Genomic DNA, 17126 nt, shown 5'->3' with positions numbered 1-17126 from the left:
GTGCGGTGCACGGCAGACCGGGATCGGCGGACAAAGGCCCGGGTGCCGAGGGCCTGGAGTCATGGGGCAGCAGGTCAGGACGAGGACGTGGAGCTCATCGAGGTGGCCTCCCAGGCGAAGCCGTCCGGGTCGGTGAAGGACCCCGTGGAGCTGCCCAGGACGATCCGGTGCGAGCCGGTGCCGTCGTCGGCGACACCGAGGTCCTTGGCCAGGCCGCGGCGCTTGTACAGCGCCAGCTTGACCGGGCTGGACTCGTCCGCGGTGAACTCGGCGTACTTGCCGCCGAAGCTCTTGCCGACGGTCAGGCCCTGCTCGACGTAGAACCGCTTGCTCGCCTTGACGTCCTCGACGCCGAGCAGGAGCACGATCTCGTCGATCTTCTTGCCGGCCGGGCCGGTGTCCTTCTTCGCGGAGGTCGCGACCTTCCAGATCGTCCCGTCCGGGGCCTGCACGACGCCGCCGTAGCCCCACAGCGACTTCGCGACGGGCTTCAGCTCCGTGGCGCCGGCCTCGATGGCGGCGTTGATGAGGCTGCTGACGTCGGCCGGCTGGGACACCGTGAGCGCCAGCGTGAACCCGCGGAAGCCGGTCGTGGGCGTCTCGCCGGCCCGCAGGCGCACCTGGGAGCCGAGGCCGAAGGCGTTGGTGTAGAAGTTCTGGGCGGCGGCGGGGTCGGCCACCTCGAGGGTGATGGATGCGATGGAAGTCATGCCGATCACGCTAGTTGCGGTGCGGGTGCGGTGGCTTCTCCATTCCTGCTCGATCCGTCCGCCGGGTCACTCGCGTACCACGCGATGCCGCCCGTTCCGGCCGCCGCGCGGCGGGCGTAGAGATCCGGCGGCATACCGGCCAGCTCGGTGAAGCGGGCGGTGAAGACGGCCGGGGACGGGCAGCCGACCGCGTGCCAGACCTCGGTGACGTCGAGGTCGCCGCGGCGCAGCAGTGCCATCGCGTGTTCGATGCGCCGCGTCGTCAGATAGGCGTACGGCGACTGGCCGTAGGCGAGGCGGAACTGCCGGCCGAGGTGCCCGGCCGTCATGTCCGCGGCGCGGGCGAGCGCCTCGAGGTCCAGCGGCTGCGCGTACTGCCGGTCGATCCGGTCGCGGACGCGGCGCAGTTGCGCGAGATCGCGCAGGTGCTGCGCGGCGATCCGTGCGCGCCGCCATGCGGGATGGCACATGGGAGAACTCCTTCCTCCCGTGTCCGGGAGAACCTTCCGGGAGAACCTCGGTGGATGCCGGGAGCGGAGTGGAGCAGAGCGGGCGGGTGCGGCGGGGTGGGGCGCACAGGCCGGGCCCGGCCGGCCCCGGCCGGAGGGTTCAGCGGGTCTCCTGGATGCGGACCAGGTTGCCCGCCGGGTCGCGGAAGGCGCAGTCGCGGACGCCGGTGGGCTGCAGGAGCGGTTCCTGGACGACCTCGGCGTCGCTCGCCTGCACCTTCGCGAAGACGGCGTCGAGGTCCTCGGTGGCCAGCAGGATCCAGCCGTAGGTGCCCTTGGCCATCATCTCGGCGATGGTGCGGCGTTCGGCCTCGGTGATCCCGTGACCGGCGCCGGCCGGGGCGAGCAGGAGGGAGGTGCCGGGCCGGCCGGCGGGGCCGACCGTGATCCGGCGCGTCCGGCCCTGTCCGACGTCGCTGCGGACCTCGAAGCCGAGGACGCCGCCGTAGAAGGCCAGCGCGGCGTCCGGGTCGTCATGCGCGATGACGCTCGTATGAATGGTGAGATCCATGGCCGTCACGCTAGCGGCGCCCCGCTCAGCGGGGCTTCTCGATTCCTGACCCGTCTGCCCGCCAGCCCGCTCGTCTGCCCGCCAGCCTGTTCGTCAGCCCGCCCGCCCGCCCGGCACCCTCCCTCCTGCTCGTCCCACCGTCTCCGCCGCCGCCAGCCGGACCGTTCGTCCGGCTGTCATGCCGTCCGCCCGTTCTCCGCCGTCCGTCCGCCCGTTGGCCCCGCACCCCGCACCGCGCACCGCGCACCGCGCACCGCGCACCCCGCACCGCGCACCGCGCACCGCGCACCGCGCACCGCACATCGCGCACTCGGGGTCCGCGCGTACGTGCGCCGCGGCCCCCGAACTCCCGTGCTGCTGCGGCGTTGTTCCTGTCCGTGCCGAGCGGTTGCCGTTCGCGGCTGTGCCGGATCCCGAGTGTTTCTCGAGCCGGTCGCGACGCCGACGCGTCACGCTGCTGGGTGGATCAAGAGGGAGTGAGGTGCGCGATGGACCAGGCGGTGGAAAGGGCGGTCGCCTACATGCGGGAGCGTTGCGGCGAGCCGCTGACTCTCGCCGAGATCGCCGAAAGCGCTCTGCTCAGCCGTTTCTATTTCACGCGGGTATTCAAAGCGGAGACCGGGCTCACTCCGGGGAGATTTCTGGCCGCGGTCCGTATGCACGAGGCCAAACGGCTGATCGAGAGCACCTCGATGAGCATCACCGAGATATCCCTGGCGATCGGGTACAACAGCCTGGGTTCGTTCACGAAGTCCTTCACGGCCAGTGTCGGAGTGTCCCCGGGCCGGTTCCGCCGGCTGTCGCGGGACGGGCGGCAGGGCCTGCCGGACCCGGAGCCGGCCGTGTGGCCCGGGGGCGGCACGGTCGCCGGGACGATCAGCCTGCCGGAGGGCCACGGGAACGCCCGCGTGTACCTGGGCGCGTTCCGCACGGCCGTCGTCCAGCACGCGCCGCTCGCCTGGACCGTCGTCGACGTGCCCAGCGGGCGTCCGTCCTGCTACTCCCTGAAGAACGTTCCCGGCGGGAGCTGGCACCTGCTCGCGGTGGCGCAGGCCGCCGGTGTCGGGCCCGATGAGCGGGCCGGGCGGACCGTGCTCGTCGGGGGGCACGGCCGGCCGGCCGTGACGGTCGCCGCCGACGGTGTCACCAGCGTGGCGGTGCGGCTGCGCCCGGTCAGGCCGGCCGATCCGCCGGTCCTGCTCGCGCTGCCCGCGCTGGACCCCCCGGCCACCGTGACGGCCCGCCCCGGGTGCGCCTCCGTCACTCCGGCCGCCGGCGGCGCCGCGCGGCGCCGAGCCGCGGGGGGCCGAGCCGCGGGGGGCCGGGCCGCTGGGGGCCACCTGCGGCTGGCGTCCGCGGCGCCGGCCCGGTCACGGCCGTGAGCGCGGGGGAGTGCGGCACAGTTCCTGGCGGGTCTTGAGCCGTTCGGCGAGCAGGCCCCACTCCCGGCCGATGTGCTCGGCGATCGGGGCGATGACGCCGAGCCAGTGCGGCGGGACCGCGTCGACGAGCGTGCGCCAGTCCTCGCCGGGCTCGGTGGCGTGCAGCTGCATCCAGCGCAGGAACTCCCGGCCGCCGGCGGTGTAGCGGATGGCGGGGTCGGCGGCCATCTTGGCCGCCACCGCCGCCCAGGTGGGCGGGGGGTCGGTGTGGTTCCTGCGGTGCCCCGGCGCGGCGTCGGCGTTCGGTGCCACCCGCAGCGGCACCCGCGCGGCGCCGTCGAAGACCGCCTCCGCCGCCTCCGCCGTCCGCTCGCCCTGCCCCGCCGGCGCCACGGACTGCATGGACTGCATGGACTGCAGGGACGGGAGGGACTGCATCGGCGGTACGAACTGCACGGGCCGCATGTGCTGCGGGCGGGCGGCGTTCTGGCGTCCGTCGCGTTCGGGGCCCTCGCCGCGCCGCAGCCGCGCGCTCACGTCGTGGACGGTGCCGAGGGACACGTCGGTCTCCCGGGCGACCTGGCGCAGCGGGGCGTCGGGGTGGGCGGCGATGTACTGGGCGGCGCGCCGGCGGCCCTCGCCGGCGTCCACCGGGCGCCGGCGTCCGTCCTGGCCGATGCGCTTTCCGTCGAGCGGTGTGTGGCCGGCCGTCCTCTCGCGCAGCGAGGCGATCGTCTTCGCGCTCAGACCGGTGATCTGGGCGATGGCGCGGTCGGACCAGTCGGGGTGGGAGGTCAGCACCCGCTGGGCTCCGCAGACACGGTCGGTCTTGGACAGCGGAAGTCCGTGCGCGCCGTTGGCCTTCATGGCGATGACGAGGGCCTCGGAGTTCGAGCAGTCCACGAAGCGGGCCCGGATGGTGTCGTCGCCGCGGAGCCGGGCGGCCTCCAGCCGGTGCAGTCCGTCGATGACGCGACAGCCGTCCACCTGGACGAGGATGGGCGGCAGTTCGGCCGAGCCCGCCGCGTCGACGAGGAGCTGGATGTGCGCGGCGTCGGTTCCGCTCTGGCGCAGGGACACCCCGGGCGACAGCGCGGTGACGGGGACATCGCGTGCCGGCAGTTTCTCGAAATTCTTCAGATCGAATTCGCCGCGGGTCGAAGAATCGATGCCCTCCATCCGGACGGGGCTGAATGCACTCGTTATCAAGACGGCTTGCGCGTTGCTCTGAGCCATTCCTGTTACTCCCTCTCTGCTGCCGCTGCCGACGAGCGTCGCAGGAGGGTCTTTAGCTGCAGTCGAGAGCAGGTCGACGTTCTCTGGAAACACGACGCCGCGGGCGCCCGCCGGATCGGCGGACGCCCGCGGCGGGCGCCGGGGGTCAGGCGTCCCTGCGCTGCAGCAGTACGGCCGCGACGGCCAGCAGGGCGGCCGTCCACAGCGCGAGCACCCCAAGGCCCTGCCAGGGCCCCAGCACGTCGCCCGTGCGGGGGTGCTGCTGGGTGATCAGGTATCCGGCCTCCGTGGGGAGATAGCCGTGGACGTGCTCGCCCACGCTGCCGGGCAGCAGCTTGGCCATCGGGGCGATCACCAGGACGAAGGCGATGACGCCGGTGATGCTCGCCGCCGTGTGCCGGATGATCGCGCCGATCGCGAGCGCGAACAGGCCCAGCAGGGACAGGTAGAGGCCGCAGCCGACGACGGCCCGCAGGACTCCCGGGTCACCGATCGCGACCGGGGCCTTGCTGTGCAGGATCGGCGCGCCGATGAAGAAGGAGCCGAACGCGGTCAGTTCGCCCACGGCCAGCACCAGCAGCCCGAAGACGGCGCCCTTGGCCGCCAGCACCGGCACCCGCTTGGGCACCGCGAGCAGGCTGGCACGGATCATGCCGGTGGAGTACTCGGAGGCGATGACCATCGTGCCCAGCACACAGATCGCGAGCTGGCTGAGCAGGATGCCGCTGCCCAGGATGGTGCCGGTCGGATCGAGACGCATCGCGGCCTGCTGGGAGGCATCGCTCTTGTCCCAGTTCGCGACGCCCATCTCCATGAACAGCACGGTGAAGACGAGGGTGAGCACGACCAGGATGGCCAGCGACCAGACGGTGGAGCGGACCGAGCGGATCTTGGTCCACTCGGAGAGCATCAGCCGCCCGAAGCTCGGCCGGTGCGCTGCGGCGACGCGCACGGGGGCGCTCAGAGTGGTCACTTCACGCCTCCGGCGGTGGGTGCGACGGCGTCGTACTCGACGGCGTCCCGGGTCAGTTCCATGAAGGCGTCCTCGAGCGATCCTCGACGGGTCGACAACTCGTGCAGGACCAGACCGCCGGCGGCGGCGATCTCGGCGATGCGCGGGGCCTCGACCCCGGTGACGTCCAGGTCCCCGTCGCCGGTGGGTTCGACGGTGGCGCCCTCGGCCCGCAGCAGCGTCACCAGCCGCGCCCCGTCAGGGGTCTTGACCAGGACGGACTGCTCGGTGCTGCGCTCGATGAACTCCTCGGTGGAGCAGTCGGCGACCAGCCGGCCGCGGCCGATGACGATGAGATGGTCGGCGGTGACGGCCATCTCGTTCATCAGATGGCTCGAGACGAAGACGGTACGGCCCTCCGCCGCGAGCGACTTCATCAGATTCCGGATCCACACGATGCCCTCGGGGTCGAGACCGTTGACCGGCTCGTCCAGCACCAGCACCGCGGGATCGCCCAGCAGCGCCGCCGCGATGCCCAGCCGCTGCCCCATGCCCAGCGAGAAGCCGCCCGCCCGCTTGCGGGCCACCGCGGCCAGCCCGACCCGCTCGATGACCTCCTCGACCCGGCGCCTGCCGAACCCCTGCGTCTGGGCCAGGCACAGCAGATGGTCGTAGGCGCTGCGGCCGGTGTGGACCGCGCGCGCCTCCAGCAGCGCGCCGACCACCTGCATGGGCTGCGCGAGATCGCGGTAGCGCACACCGTCGACGGTGGCCTCGCCGGCGTCGGGCCGGTCCAGTCCCAGCAGCAGTCGCATGGTGGTGGACTTGCCTGCGCCGTTGGGGCCCAGGAAGCCGGTGACCCGGCCGGGCTCGACCGTGAACGACAGGTCGTTCACGGCGGTCTTGTCGCCGTAGCGTTTGGTGAGGTTCTTGGCCTCGATCATGGTCACCTCGGTTGAATGGCCTGCGAGAGTTTCGCCGGGGAAAAAACACTCCCCACCCGCCTGTGGTATCAGGAGTTCCATTCCGTTCAGTAGTCGCAGACCGCCCCGGTCCTGAACGATGGCCTCCGCTTCGACCCGTGGTTATTTTGGCAGTGATGACTGCCCGCTCGAGCGCCTGTTTCATCTGCTTACTTTCCTCGGTTGAACCCGCAAACCCATGAGGGTGGCCATGAATTCAGTCACGAACGATCCGCCCGGCACCGGCCGGCGCCCGGTGATCGGGATCTGCGCGCGGACCGCGCCGGTCACGCTCCAGGGCAGCGACCTGGCCGTCAGCCTCGCCCTCCAGTCGCACGTGGCCTTCCTGTCCGAGGCGGGCTGCACCCCGCTGCTGCTCCCGCTGCTGCCCGGCGCGGCGGACCTGGCGGACCGGCTCGACGGACTGCTGATCCCGGGCGGCCCCGATCTCGATCCCGCGCTCTACGGCCAGGACCCGCACCCGGCGACCCGGGCGATGAGCCCGGACGCCGACCGCGTCGAACTGGCGCTGGCCAGGCGGGCACTGGACGCCGGGCTGCCGGTCCTGGCGATCTGCCGGGGCATGCAGCTGCTCAACGTGCTGCACGGGGGCACCCTCGAGCAGCACCTGCCGGACACCACCGGCGACGACGGCCACCGCCCGCGCACCGCGTCCTTCACCCTCGGCCGCCATCCGCTCAAGCTCCGGCCGGACAGCCGGATCGCGGCCGTCCTGGACGAGGACGAGCCACGGACCGCCTGCCACCACCACCAGGCCGTCGGCCGGCTCGGCGCCGGCCTCACCGCCACCGGATGGGCCGGCGACGGGATCGTCGAGGCCGTCGAAGTCACGGACCACCCCTTCGCGGTCGGTGTGCAATGGGAATGCGGGCAGACATCCGACCGGCGGCTTCATGAGGCACTTGCCCAAGCCGCCGGACGTCCGAAGAATTAGCGGGCCGCCGAAAATTTTGTCGTCGCGGAAAAGCACGGCCCCGAGGGCAGAGTCTTTTCCGGTCTTTCCCGATCCCTGCGCGAAGGAGAATTAAAGATGCCGCCGCGGATGCCCAACCCGTCGCTGGTCGTTCCCGATGTCCTGCCGCCCATGCGCGCCCTGGTCAAGGCCGTCAACAGTGTCGGCGTGCCGTTGCAGACGCTCGTGCTCATCCACCTGCGGGTGAGCCAGATCAACGGCCGCCCGGTCCAGATACCCGTGAAGAAGCGCGAGTTCGAGGAGGCGGGGGAGGAGGACCACCGTCTGCCGCTGGTGGAGACCTGGCGGGAGCAGACCTGCTTCACCGACGCCGAACGCTCCGTGCTGGCACTGGCCGAGGCCGCCACCCGCATCGAGGGCCACAAGGACCCGGTGTCGGACGAGGTCTGGGCCGAGGCCGCCCGGCACTTCACCGAGCGGGAACTGGGCGCGGTGGTCCTGCACATCGGTCTGGTCAACCTCTGGAACCGCGTCAACGTCGCCACCAAGCAGGAGCCGGTGGACTGGCGCATCAACCCCAAGACGTGGACCCCGATGACCACCCGGCTGCCCGCCGCCCCCTGACCCCGTCCGCCCCTGCGTTCCCGCCTCCCTGTCACGCCCGAGGCCCTGTCCGGCGCCACCACCGCCGGACAGGGCCTCGGGCGTTCACCGGCCCGCCCCGGCCCCGCGACCACCCACCGGCCCGCGGACCCGCGCGGACCCGCCCCGGCCCCTCGGGCATCCACCGGCCCGCGGACCCGTCCCGGCCCGGCGCCGGCCCCTCGGGCATCCACCGAACCCGCGCGGACCCGCCCCAGCCCGCGCGGACACCCGCGGACCCCGCCCCGGCACCCGTCGGCCCGCGCGGATCTGTTCGGACTCCCGTGGGCCCGTGCGGACATGCCGGACTCCCGTGGGCCCGCACAACGGGTGCGGGCCCACGGGAGTCACGTTGGCTCGTACGGAAATCCGGGACCGGCTCAGGCGGCCCGCCCGGTGCGGCCGGCCGCACCGGTGCTGAGGACGGCGAGCAGAGTCCTGGCCTGCACGTTGACGTAACGGCTGTGCCCGGCGAGCCAGTTCAGCTGGCCCGGGGTGACCCAGTGGTATCCCGGGGGCGGCTGCGTGGGGGTGGTGGCCTCGTCGGTGTCGACGATCAGGTAGCGGCTCTCGGCGTCGAGGAACCGGCCGCCCTCCTCGGAGTGGACGGCCGAGTACCGGATCCGGTCCGCGGGCGCGTCCAGCATCAGGTCGAGGAACGGCGGGCGCGGCCCGGGGTCCGACGGGGGGTAGTTCGCCGGAGCGCACTGCACGGTCGGCGCGAGCTCGGCGGTGTCGAGGAAGCCGCCCTCCACACGGGCGTGCACCAGGACGTGCGGGACGCCGTCGAACACGCGGTGGGCGAAGCCGACGATCCCGCGCTCCACCGGTTCGATGATCGGCTGGGTCCAGCCGGCCACCTCCCGGCCCGCACCCTCGACCGACACCGCCACCACCCGGAAGAACCGGCCGTCGGCCCGGCCGATGGACCTCTCGTCCGCCTGCCACCCGGCGACCTCGCGCAGCGGCATACGGCGCACGCTCACGTCCTGCCGCGCCCGTTCCGCGGTGAACCAGGCCAGCAGGCCCGCGTCGCAGGACAGCGCCCGGGGTTCGGCGGCGGCCGCCGGAGCGCTCGCCAGCACGGTCCGCGCGTCCATGTTCACGACGTTGTCCAGCCGCAGCAGCTCCGCGATCTGCCCCAGGGTGAGCCAGCGGAACGCGTCGCCGGCGGGGACGTCGCCGTCCGTCTCGACGATCATGTTGCGGTTGCGTTTGCGGTAGAACCAGGCGCCGTGCTCGGACTGCAGGACGTCGGTGAGCACCCGCTGCCGGTCCGGCTCGACGAAGTGCTCCAGATACGTCACCGCCGCTCCGCCGTGCGCCTTGGTGTAGTTGCTGCGGGTGGCCTGCACGGTGGGGGAGAGCTGCACCAGGTTGGGGTTGCCGGGTTCCATCTTCGCCTGCATGAGGAAGTGCAGGACGCCGTCGAACTCCTTGGCCAGGATGCCCAGGATGCCGATCTCCGGCTGCACGATGATCGGCTGCTGCCACTGGGCGCCGGGCCGCATCACGTGCAGGCCCTCGATGGTGAAGAACCGTCCCGACCGGTGCCGCAGGTCGCCGGTGTCCGGCGCGAACGACCAGTGGTCGAGCCCGGCGAACGGGATGCGCCGCACCGTCGCCCCCGCGGAGCGGCGCACCCGCTCCAGCCACCGCGGCACCTCGGACGTCGCGATGTGGACGCCCTGGGCTGTCGCCGCCGACAGGGCCAGCCGCTCGCCGGTTCCGGGCCGGGACCGGGCGACCAGCCGCGCCGGTGCGCTCATCGCCGGCCGCCCTGGTCCGCGGCCTGCTTCCACCACTGCGGGTTGTCCCGGTACCAGGCGACGGTCTGTGCCAGACCGGTGTCGAAGGAGGTGAGCGGCCGGTGGCCGAGCTCCCGCTCGATCCTGCCCTGGTCCAGGGCGTAGCGCCGGTCGTGGCCCTTGCGGTCGGTGACGTGCCGGATCATGTCCGGCCCTGCCCCGCACAGTTCGGCGAGCCGGTGGGCCAGCTCCAGGTTCGCCACGGCGGTGCCGGCGCCGATGTTGTAGACCTCACCGGCCCGGCCTCCGGTCAGCACCCGGTGCACGGCCCGGCAGTGGTCGTCCACGTGCAGCCACTCGCGGATCTGGCCGCCGTCGCCGTAGACGGGGACGGGCTGTCCTTCGAGGAGCCGGGTGACGGCGAGCGGGATGAACTTCTCGGGGTGCTGGTAGGGGCCGTAGTTGTTGGAGCAGCGGGTCACCGAGACGTCCAGGCGGTGGGTGCGGAAGTAGGCCAGGGCGACGAGGTCGGAGGCCGCCTTGGACGCCGCGTAGGGGGAGTTGGGCAGCAGTGGCGACTGCTCGGTCCAGGTCCCCTCCTCGATGGAGCCGTACACCTCGTCCGTCGAGACGTGCACCACCCGCCCGACACCGGCCGCCGGACACGCCTCCATCAGTGCCTGGGTGCCCTCCACGTTGGTCCGCACGAACGCGGCGCCGCCGGCGATCGAACGGTCCACATGGCTCTCGGCCGCGAAGTGCACCACCGCGTCCTGGCCGGCCAGCACACCGGCCAGCAGGTCCCGGTCGAGGACGTCCCCCCGCACGAAGGTGAGCCGCGGATGGGCGGCGGGCAGGTTGTCGCGGTTTCCCGCGTACGTCAGCAGGTCCACCACCGTGACGTGCGCGTCCTCGAAACCCGGATAACCCCCCTCGAGCAGGGTCCGTACATAGTGCGAGCCGATGAACCCGGCTCCGCCGGTGACGAGGATTCTCATGTGACCACATCGCAGTCGGAATTCCACGCTCGAAGCATGTGCCTTTTCCCTTTTCGACGAGGGGACGGATACCGCTCGGCCCGCGCTGGAGAACTGCCTGATTCCCGGTCGCCCTTCGGCCGCCGGATTCCTGCCTGACGCGGCCCGGCGGTCCCGGGGGAGGGGACCGCCTGTGACCCGGTCCCGCCCGGCGAGGCTAGGACGCCCGCCTAAAAGCCCCCTCGAAACGGACTCGAGGGGGCTTTCGGAACTGCCTGAGCGTGTGCCGGGGTGTCAGCTGTCCTGCAGCAGCCCCAGAACGTTGCCGTCGAGGTCGGTGACGGTGGCCACCAGCCGGCCGCCGCCGACGTCGGCGGCGGGGCTCTTGACCGTGGCCCCCGCCGCGGTCACCTCGGCCAGCTTCGCCTCGATGTCGGGAACGTGCCAGTAGGCGACCGGCGAGGTGATGTCCTGCGCTCCGGCCGGCACCAGCCCGATGTGCTGGCCCGCGATGTCGAAGCCGACATAGAACTCCGAGTCGGTCTGCGGCTCGATGCCGAGCAGGGCGGCGTACACCTTCTTCGCCGCGGCCACGTCCGCCACGGGATGCAGGACGGTCTTGATTCCCTGAATGGCCGAGTCAGCCATTTCCACTCCTGGGGGGTTGGGATTTCGTGCCCCCATGCTAGGAAGATCCGCGGCCGTGATGCATCCCCGTACCCGATCACTCCAGCGGGTTTCCAGCCACTCTTGACCAGAAGTGGACAGGCCCTTGCCAGGCTGCGAGCGCGCTGAATTCAGGAGGGGAAATCACGTGAATAAGCTCGCATGGCTCACAGCGGTGGCCGTGGCCGGTCTGCTGGGGCCGGCCGTCGTCCCGGCGGCGGCCAAGGACGCGGCCCAGCCGGCCGCTTCGGCCGCCTCGACCATCGCCTGGTCGCCGTGTCCCGACACCGACCCGGTCCTCGGCAGCCTGCTCAAGGGCCTGGACTGCGGCACGGTCCAGGTACCGCTCGACTACGCCGACCCCGGCGGCCGGCAGATCAGCCTGGCGCTGACCCGGGCCGTCCACACGGCCCCCGACAGCCAGTACCAGGGCGCCGTGGTCCTCAACCGCGGCCAGTGGCCCGGCGGCATCGGCCGCGACCTGCCCACCCGGTACGCCCAGGGCACCACCGGGCTGGCCAAGGACGTCGGCGCCGCCTACGACTGGATCGGCTTCGACCCGCGCGGCGTCGGCGCCAGCGAACCGTCCGTGGTCTGCGACAGCGACTACGTCTACCCCGGGCACGCGCAGCCCGCCTCCGTGCCCGCCACGCCCGCCGCCGAGCAGGAATGGGCCGACCGGGCCCGCGCCTACGCCCAGAGCTGCGGCGACACCTACGGTGACGTGCTCAACCACCTCACCACCAAGGACGCCGCCCGCGACCTCGACCGGATGCGGATCGCGCTCGGCCAGGACAAGATCACCTACTTCGGCACCGACTGGGGCACCTACCTCGGCTCGGTCTACGCCTCGATGTACCCGCACCGGGTCAAGCGGATGATCCTGGACAGCGTGGCCCGGCCCAACGGCAAGTGGTACAAGAACAACCTCGCCAAGAACGAGACGTCCGAGACGAACGCCCGGATCTTCTTCACCTGGGTCGCCAAGTACGACGCGGTCTACCACCTGGGCACCACCGCGGCCGCGGTCGAGGCGAACTACTACCGGGGCCAGGACGCGCTCGGGGCCGCCCCCCTCGACGGCAAGATCGGCCCGTCCGAGTGGGCCGACGTCTTCGAGCCGGTCGTCTACCGCAGCTGGACCTGGCTCTCCCGGGCGAAGGTGCTCTCCGACTGGGTGGTGCGCCAGGACCCCGCCTCGCTGCGGGCCACCTACTCCGACCCGGGCTTCCCGCACCAGAACCGGCACGCGATGACCAACGCGGTCCAGTGCACCGACGCTTCCCAGCCGCGCAACTGGAGCCGCTGGCACAAGGATTACTCCCGCCAGTACGCCGCCGGGAACCACTTCCTGACCTGGACCAACGCCTGGTACAACGCGCCGTGCGCGTTCTGGCCGGTGCCGGCGCAGACTCCGCAGCAGGTCGGTGACCCCTCGGTGAACGTCCTGCTGGTGCAGCCGGAGTTCGACACCGCGCACGGCACCACCGGCGCGGTGCGCACGCACAAGCTGTTCCCCAACTCCCGCCTCGTGCTGGAGCAGGGCGGCCACAACGTCGGCGCGGCCCTGTCGGCGAACAACAACGCCTGCCTGAACACCTTCGTCGGCGACTACCTGCGCGACGGCACCCGTCCCGCCTCCAAGAAGGGCATCGACGCGACCTGCCAGGCCTCCCCGGACCCGGTCCCGGCGTCCTGAACCGCCTGAACCGGACGGCGGCCCCGCACCGTTGAAGGGTGCGGGGCCGCTTCCGCCTTTGCCCGCCGTCGCGGCTCAGCGCACGGCGGGCACCGGCCCGGACGCCGGCACCTGTGCGGGCACCGCCCCGGACGCCGGCAGCCGCGCGGGCACCTCGCTCGTCCTGGCCCGCAGCACGTCCGCGGGCGCCGTGCCGGCCCGGTGGGCGGCGACCAGGTCCTCCAGGGTCTGTGTCATCTCGTTGGGGGAGGGCATGGCCAGCACCTCCTCGCTCAGCTTTCGGGCGTTGGCCCGCAGCGACTGGTCGTGGAGCAGCCGCTCCAGCGCGGCCCGCACCCGCGGCCCGTCCGCCTCGGCGGGCTTCATGGCCAGCCCCGCCCCCGAGCGTTCCAGGCAGCGGAGTTTGAGCGGGACGTCGAACGCCCGGCTGACCAGCAGCTGCGGCACGCCGTAGCGCAGGGCGCAGCCGAACGACCAGGTGCCGCCGTGATGCACCATGGCCGCGCAGGTCGGCAGGACGTCGGCCAGCGGCACGGACTCCACCAGACGGGTGTTGGCCGGCACCCGCTCGAGCCGGGCCTGGGACTCCCGCGGCAGGGTCAGGATCAGTTCCATCTCCAGGCCGGCCGCCGAGTCGAGGATCTCCTGGATCCGTTCCACGGGCAGCAGCTGCCGCACCGGACCGTCGTTGACCGCGTCCCCGAAGGTCATCAGGACCCGCGGCGCCCGCGGCGGCTCGGCGATCCACCGCGGCACCACGGCCGGCCCGTTGTAGGGGACGCACTGCATGGGCAGCGTCGTCGCCCGCTCGTCGGGGCGGAACGCCCCGGGCAGCGGGTCGATGGTGAACTGCCCGCTCACCAGCTCCTCGGAGAACGCGCAGCCGTACTTCTCGGCCCAGCCCGCCAGCCACTCGCCGAGCCGGTCGGCGCGGTCGTGCGGCGGGCGCAGCGCCCGGGCGTGCAGGAAGTCCTCCCGCATGCGGGAGTAGACGTCGACGGAGTACAGCACCCGGGCGTGCGCCGCCCCGACCGCGGCGGCGGCCACCGCGCCCGCGAACGCCTTCGCCCCCCACAGCACCAGATCGGGCCGCCAGGAGCGGGCGAAGGCGACCAGTTCCTCCATCATCGAGTCGTTGGAGCGCCGGGCCTGCGGCAGCACCAGGTCCTCCATCACCGAGGTGACCTGCTCCCAGTCCAGCCGCGCACGGTCGGGCCCCAGCTCGAACAGCGGGCCGAGCCCGTCCTGCGCGGACTTCCGCGCGCCGGGCGGGGCGGCGGCGGCCGCCGCCTGGCGCCGCTCGTCGCGCCGTCTGCGCAGCTCGGGGCTCTCACCGGGCCCCACGCCCAGGCCCGTCAGCCCGGCCCCGGCGACGGCGTCCAGGAGGTCGGGCCATCCGGCCACCCGCACCTCGTGCCCGGCCGTCTGCAGCGACCACGCCAGCGGAACCAGGTTGAACAGGTGCGTCTTGAACGGGAACGGCACGATGAGAACCCGCACGGCGGATCTCCTTCGGGTCAGGGGCAATGGGGGGTGGCGCGGTCGACGGCACGCGTCGACGCCCCTGCCATCCTGATCACGTATCCCGTACGGGGCTTCTCCAGGTTTGCCCACTGGTGCTGGTCGAGGCGGTCACCAGCACGGAGACGGCGGCGACCGCCAGAGCCGTCGGCAAGGGTCCCGCCAGGTCGCACAGCGCTCCCGTGAGCAGGATGGACACCACCACGCCCAGCGGCAGCAGTGTGGCCCGCAGCGTCACCACCGCCGGCAGCTGCTCGGTCGTGGCCACCGCCAGCAGCCGGTTGTTGAAGTGGACGTAGGCGACCTCGAACAGGACCAGGAACAGCGCGTACAGCACCAGCGTCGGCGCGGTGCGCCCGGCCAGCACCGCGGTGGCCAGGAACGGCATCGGTGCCAGTGCCCACGCGGCCGAGGGCAGGTGCCCGAGGTGGCGCTGGGCGGGCAGGGCGGTCAGCGACCCGGCGAAGACGGCGACCGAGGAGACGGCGACGAAGACGCCCACCAGCCGGGTCCCGCCGCCCAGCACCTGCAGCGGGATCACGGTGACGGCCACGGTGTGGAACCCCTGCCAGAACGCCACCAGCAGGAACCGGGCGAACAGCCTGCGCAGCACCGGATCGGTGACCCGCAGCCGCCCGCCCTCCGCATCCTCCCCGGCACCCCCGGCAGCCTCGCCGTCCGTGCCGCCTGTGCGGTCCGTGCCGGCGGTGGTGTTCGCGCGGGTGTTCCCGGCGGGCGACGGCAGTGCCCAGGCGAGCAGCGCGGACAGCGCCAGCAGCGCCGCGTTCACCGCGACCAGGCCCCGCAGCGGCAGGACCGAGGCGGCCGGTCCCGCCAGCGCCGCGCCGAGACTGACCCCCGTCAGCTTGCCGATCTCCGCGAGGGTGTTGGCGCGCTCCAGCCGCCCGGGGTCGACGGCGGCGCGCAGCGCGACCGAGGTCGCCGAGCGGGTGAGCGCCTCGCAGAACCCGCGGGCCAGGACCAGGACGGTGGCCACGGCCGCCAGCGCGCGGCCCGGCGCCGCGAGGGCGGCCAGCGTCAGCACCAGACTGGCCGCCTCGGCCGCCCGCACCAGGTGCTCCGGGGGATGCCGGCGCAGCAGCCGGTTGAGCGGATGCGCCAGCAGCAGCGCGGGCAGCCACGGCGCGCTCAGCACCGCCCCGGCCAGCAGCCCCGACCCGGTGGCCGACCCCACCCGCGTGGACAGGCTCACCAGAAGCAGGAAACTCCCGCACGCGTTGACGAACAGCAATACGGGAGTGAAATTCGGCGAACGGCGCACCGCCGGAAACAAGGTCGATGTCATCACAGCCCCCCTCCAGGAACCGGAGGATGCCAGAGCTGAACACATTTCAGCGACCAGGGCCGCTGCCTATCGTGAACATATGACAGCAACCACCGGGAACAGCCCGTGCATTGTGATGGTCGACGCCTATGCCGCCGTCCGTTCACTCGTTCTTGAATTCAGGAAACAGGGATGTTCGGTCGTCCGGGTGCAAAGCACACGCGACGTTCCGCTCGTCTACCGTTCGGCGCCCTACGTCCGTGACGACTTCATCGCCGACATCGTCCACGACGGCGACGTGGCGGCCACCCTCACCGCCCTCGCCGCGTTCACGCCCCTCGCGGTGGTCTCGGGCGGCGAGTCCGGGGTGGAACTCGCCGACCTGCTCGCCGAACGGCTCGGCCTGCCCGGCAACGGAACCGCCCTGAGCACCGCACGGCGCGACAAACACGTCATGGTCGAGACCGTGCGTGCCGCCGGGCTGCGCGCGGCCCGCCAGCTGCGCGCCACCGACGCCGGCGAACTGGCCGCCTGGCACCGCGAACTGGGCGGACGCGTCGTCGTCAAACCGCTGCGCAGCGCCGGCAGCCAGGGCGTCTTCTTCTGCGACACACCCGAGGAGTCGGCCGCCGCGTTCCGCTCCCTGGCCGGCACCGACGACGTCTTCTCCCGCGCCAACGACGGGGCCGTGGCGCAGGAGTACCTCCCCGGCACCGAGTACATGGTCAACACCGTCAGCCGCGACGGCCGCCACCACGTCTGCGACATCTGGCGCACCAGCCGCGTCAGCGCCAACGGCGTCCTGGACCTGTGCGACGCCCTCGCGCTGACCGACTCCGGCGACCGGGCCGCGGCCCCGCTGACCCACTACGCCTTCCAGGTCCTGGACGCCCTGGGCATCCGCCACGGCCCCGCGCACGTGGAGATCAGGATGACCCCCGCCGGGCCGTGCCTGGTGGAGGTCGGCGCCCGGATCGCCGGCGGCGGCATCCCGGCCACCGCCGGCCTGGGCATCGGCGCCTCGCAGCTGGAGTGGACCGTCGAGGCGTACCTGCGTCCCCACGACTTCCACGCCCGCGCCCAGGACACCTACACCCTGCGCCGGTACTGCGCGATCGCCGGCATGGTCTCGCCGGTCAGGGGCGTGCTCAGCCAGTACCGGGGCATCGAGGAGATCCAGCGGCTGGAGAGCTTCCACGCCCTGGCGACCCCGGTCAAACCGGGCCAGGACATCGCCTTGACGGTCGACGACCTCACCTACCCGGTCATCGTGACACTGCTGCACGACCTCGAGGAGGTCGTGCAGCGCGACCTGAACACGATCCGCCACCTGGACGGCACCGGCTTCTACGTCCTCGACCCCGCGGCCGGCCCCTGACCCGCAGGCTGCCG

Annotated in this window: 16 protein-coding genes; 5 read left to right on the top strand and 11 right to left on the bottom strand. The window is 72.5% G+C overall.

Features of this window, described 5'->3' with window-relative positions; all coding sequences use genetic code 11:
* Nucleotides 1-74: 74 nt before the first annotated feature.
* The 3 genes from OG788_RS01865 to OG788_RS01855 all read right to left on the bottom strand — a co-directional run bounded on the left by OG788_RS01865 (nucleotide 75) and on the right by OG788_RS01855 (nucleotide 1730).
* On the bottom strand, nucleotides 75-710 hold the full coding sequence (locus OG788_RS01865) for a glyoxalase (RefSeq protein WP_406368687.1): 636 nt from the start codon (nucleotides 708-710) through the stop codon (nucleotides 75-77).
* A 5-nt stretch (nucleotides 711-715) separates the two neighbouring features.
* Entirely contained in the window at nucleotides 716-1180 is a 465-nt protein-coding gene (locus tag OG788_RS01860) for a helix-turn-helix transcriptional regulator (protein WP_406368686.1), read from the bottom strand.
* A gap of 139 nt (nucleotides 1181-1319) precedes the next feature.
* On the bottom strand, nucleotides 1320-1730 hold the full coding sequence (locus OG788_RS01855; RefSeq protein WP_406368684.1) for a VOC family protein: 411 nt from the start codon (nucleotides 1728-1730) through the stop codon (nucleotides 1320-1322).
* Nucleotides 1731-2218: 488 nt separating this feature from the next.
* Here OG788_RS01855 and OG788_RS01850 point away from each other — a divergent pair, with 488 nt between their 5' ends.
* Entirely contained in the window at nucleotides 2219-3112 is an 894-nt protein-coding gene (locus tag OG788_RS01850; protein ID WP_406368682.1) for a helix-turn-helix domain-containing protein, read from the top strand.
* On the opposite strand, the gene OG788_RS01845 is transcribed toward OG788_RS01850, so the two are convergent.
* The 3 genes from OG788_RS01845 to OG788_RS01835 all read right to left on the bottom strand — a co-directional run bounded on the left by OG788_RS01845 (nucleotide 3101) and on the right by OG788_RS01835 (nucleotide 6244).
* Nucleotides 3101-4348, bottom strand: a complete 1248-nt coding sequence (locus OG788_RS01845) for a nuclease (RefSeq protein ID WP_406368680.1) — start codon at nucleotides 4346-4348, stop codon at nucleotides 3101-3103. The two genes, OG788_RS01850 and OG788_RS01845, sit on opposite strands and share 12 nt — an antisense overlap.
* Before the next feature lie 145 nt (nucleotides 4349-4493).
* Nucleotides 4494-5321 carry an ABC transporter permease gene (locus OG788_RS01840; protein ID WP_351543867.1) on the bottom strand — a complete coding sequence of 276 codons (828 nt, stop codon included), beginning with the start codon at nucleotides 5319-5321 and terminating at the stop codon, nucleotides 4494-4496.
* Entirely contained in the window at nucleotides 5318-6244 is a 927-nt protein-coding gene (locus OG788_RS01835; RefSeq protein WP_406376645.1) for an ABC transporter ATP-binding protein, read from the bottom strand. Before OG788_RS01835 ends, OG788_RS01840 begins: the two co-directional genes overlap by 4 nt.
* A 229-nt stretch (nucleotides 6245-6473) precedes the next feature.
* Here OG788_RS01835 and OG788_RS01830 point away from each other — a divergent pair, with 229 nt between their 5' ends.
* Both OG788_RS01830 and OG788_RS01825 read left to right on the top strand, forming a co-directional pair.
* Entirely contained in the window at nucleotides 6474-7217 is a 744-nt protein-coding gene (locus OG788_RS01830) for a gamma-glutamyl-gamma-aminobutyrate hydrolase family protein (protein WP_351543874.1), read from the top strand.
* Between the two features lie 96 nt (nucleotides 7218-7313).
* Entirely contained in the window at nucleotides 7314-7820 is a 507-nt protein-coding gene (locus OG788_RS01825) for a carboxymuconolactone decarboxylase family protein (RefSeq protein WP_266766269.1), read from the top strand.
* A gap of 398 nt (nucleotides 7821-8218) precedes the next feature.
* Here OG788_RS01825 and OG788_RS01820 read toward each other — a convergent pair whose 3' ends face one another.
* The 3 genes from OG788_RS01820 to OG788_RS01810 all read right to left on the bottom strand — a co-directional run bounded on the left by OG788_RS01820 (nucleotide 8219) and on the right by OG788_RS01810 (nucleotide 11211).
* Complete coding sequence (locus OG788_RS01820; protein ID WP_351543877.1) at nucleotides 8219-9607, bottom strand: NDP-hexose 2,3-dehydratase family protein; 1389 nt, start codon at nucleotides 9605-9607, stop codon at nucleotides 8219-8221.
* A complete protein-coding gene (rfbB, locus tag OG788_RS01815) occupies nucleotides 9604-10584 on the bottom strand; it encodes a dTDP-glucose 4,6-dehydratase (RefSeq protein WP_406368677.1) in 981 nt (326 codons plus the stop codon). Before rfbB ends, OG788_RS01820 begins: the two co-directional genes overlap by 4 nt.
* Before the next feature lie 273 nt (nucleotides 10585-10857).
* A complete protein-coding gene (locus OG788_RS01810; RefSeq protein WP_351543883.1) occupies nucleotides 10858-11211 on the bottom strand; it encodes a VOC family protein in 354 nt (117 codons plus the stop codon).
* Nucleotides 11212-11377: 166 nt separating this feature from the next.
* Here OG788_RS01810 and OG788_RS01805 point away from each other — a divergent pair, with 166 nt between their 5' ends.
* Nucleotides 11378-12928, top strand: coding sequence for an alpha/beta fold hydrolase (locus OG788_RS01805; protein ID WP_406368675.1), 1551 nt, complete (start codon nucleotides 11378-11380; stop codon nucleotides 12926-12928).
* A 75-nt stretch (nucleotides 12929-13003) separates the two neighbouring features.
* Here OG788_RS01805 and OG788_RS01800 read toward each other — a convergent pair whose 3' ends face one another.
* Nucleotides 13004-14428: a nucleotide disphospho-sugar-binding domain-containing protein gene (locus OG788_RS01800; protein WP_406368674.1), complete on the bottom strand. Its 1425-nt coding sequence runs from the start codon at nucleotides 14426-14428 to the stop codon at nucleotides 13004-13006.
* Nucleotides 14429-14504: 76 nt separating this feature from the next.
* Nucleotides 14505-15755, bottom strand: a complete 1251-nt coding sequence (locus OG788_RS01795) for an MFS transporter (RefSeq protein ID WP_406368672.1) — start codon at nucleotides 15753-15755, stop codon at nucleotides 14505-14507.
* 79 nt (nucleotides 15756-15834) lie between these two features.
* Between OG788_RS01795 and OG788_RS01790 the strand changes: the two genes are divergently transcribed.
* The gene (locus tag OG788_RS01790) at nucleotides 15835-17112 is read left to right on the top strand and encodes an ATP-grasp domain-containing protein (RefSeq protein WP_406368670.1); all 1278 of its coding nucleotides are present in this window, start codon (nucleotides 15835-15837) and stop codon (nucleotides 17110-17112) included.
* The last annotated feature ends 14 nt before the right edge of the window (nucleotides 17113-17126 follow it).

The sequence above is a fragment of the Streptomyces sp. NBC_00647 genome (assembly GCF_045207245.1).
Taxonomy (GTDB): Bacteria; Actinomycetota; Actinomycetes; order Streptomycetales; family Streptomycetaceae; genus Streptomyces.
This window is presented reverse-complemented; position numbering and strand designations above follow the sequence as displayed.